Source organism: Haloimpatiens massiliensis (assembly GCF_900184255.1).
GTDB classification, from domain to species: Bacteria; Bacillota; Clostridia; order Clostridiales; family Clostridiaceae; genus Haloimpatiens; species Haloimpatiens massiliensis.
The window spans coordinates 1-1,681 of record NZ_LT854632.1; the positions used below are offsets into that span (position 1 = coordinate 1).

The 1,681-nt window shown below is 31.6% G+C and carries 2 protein-coding genes; both read left to right on the plus strand.

Translation table 11 applies throughout. The features are described 5' to 3' along the window. The first annotated feature begins 160 nt into the window (after positions 1 to 160). A complete protein-coding gene (locus tag C1715_RS00120; protein WP_242971853.1) occupies positions 161 to 841 on the plus strand; it encodes an HD-GYP domain-containing protein in 681 nt (226 codons plus the stop codon). Positions 842 to 862: 21 nt separating this feature from the next. Further along, a complete protein-coding gene (locus tag C1715_RS00125; protein ID WP_102398667.1) occupies positions 863 to 1,444 on the plus strand; it encodes a rhomboid family intramembrane serine protease in 582 nt (193 codons plus the stop codon). Positions 1,445 to 1,681: the final 237 nt, after the last annotated feature.

The following is a 1,681-nucleotide window of genomic DNA, read 5'->3' on the forward strand; positions in this document are numbered from 1 at the left end:
AGTTTTGTGAAGTAATGAATCTTATTATAGATATTTTAAAAAATGTATTAACTGAAAAACTTCTTCTTTCAAAAGACATTATTGACTCAATAATAGATAGTTTTATTGCTGCTTTACCTTGTTATATCAAGGAGAAGTTAGTCTTTTTGTCCTGCGAAAGTTGAGTTATACTTATATACATTGCTTAGATACTAGTATAATGGCAACTTTTTTAGCAGCCTCCTTAAATATTGAAAAAGACAAAATAAAGGAATTAGCTACTGGAGCAGTGCTTCACGATGTGGGTAAGACTAAAATTTCTAATAGAATTATAAATAAAACAGGAAGACTTACGCAGGAAGAATTTAATGAAATAAGGAAACACCCTATATATGGCAAAGACATATTAGAGAAAAAGTTCTATATGTCAGATATTGTATTAAATACTGTGTTACAGCATCATGAAAGGGTAGATGGAAGAGGGTATCCCTATGGACTAATGGGAAATAATATTTCTAAATATGGAAGAATTGTTGCCATTTGTGATGTGTATGATGCTGTTAGTAGTGATAGGTGCTATAGAAAGAGATTTTCTCCTAATGAAGCTTATGAATTAGTATTAGCAGGTAGTGGTAATGCATTTGATGAAGATATGATTTTAAAATTTAGAAATACTTTTTCTGTTTATCCATTAGGGTCAAAAGTGATTTTATCTAATGGTTTATCAGGATATGTTTCTGGACAAAATGCAGGTTATCCAGATAGGCCTATTATAAGAGTATTCCATGATTATAATGAATCTGCATATAATGAATTAGATTTATTGAAAATTACTAATATTACTATAGATGGTTTAGGCTAGAATAATTTATTAGGAGGAAATATGAGAAAAAATAAACAATGGTTAATTACATATGTTTTAATAGCTATGAACATACTTATGTACTTAATAAGTGCATTTCTTTCAGAAAATATATTTGACATAGATATAAGAGTGTTAATTTATTTAGGGGCTAAATTTAATCCACTGATAGATATAGGTCAGTATTATAGACTTGTCACATGTACATTTTTACATGGTGGACTTATGCATATAGCTTTAAATATGTACGCACTTTATGCCATAGGGCCTTTAATAGAAAGAACTTATGGCAAATCAAAATTCCTTTTAATATATTTTGTATCAGGAATTATGTCTTCCTTTTTTAGTTATAAATTTTCAAGTAAAGTTTCTATAGGAGCTTCTGGAGCTATTTTTGGACTTTTAGGAGCTGCTTTAGTTTTGTCTATAAAGATGAGAAGAGTTATAGGAGAGGATTTTAGAAGAAATATTATATCTGTAATACTAGTAAATATAATAATAGGAGTATCTATTTCCAACATAGACAATTTTGGACATCTAGGAGGTCTTGTTGGAGGAATATTAGCTAGTATGTTAATATTTAAAAGAAAAAGCACACTTTAATTTGCATTTTAAGTGTGCCAGGTTATTAGTGTGCTAGGGACCATATTAGGGTGCTAGAGTGCCAGAGTGCTAGGGGTCCAGTTAAGGTGAAATTTTCGCTAGGCGAAAAATTTTTTAATTAAAAAGTGGGCAGGAAAAGCGAAGCTTTCCTGCCCACTAGCCCACTAGCCCACTAGCCCACTAGCCCACTAGCCCACTAGCCCACTAGCCCACTAGCCCACTAGCCCACTAGCCCAC

What these genes read in the sequence shown, in the direction of transcription:
- C1715_RS00125 (WP_102398667.1), top strand. Translation starts at nt 863, where the DNA reads ATGAGAAAAAATAAACAATGGTTAATTACATATGTTTTAATAGCTATG.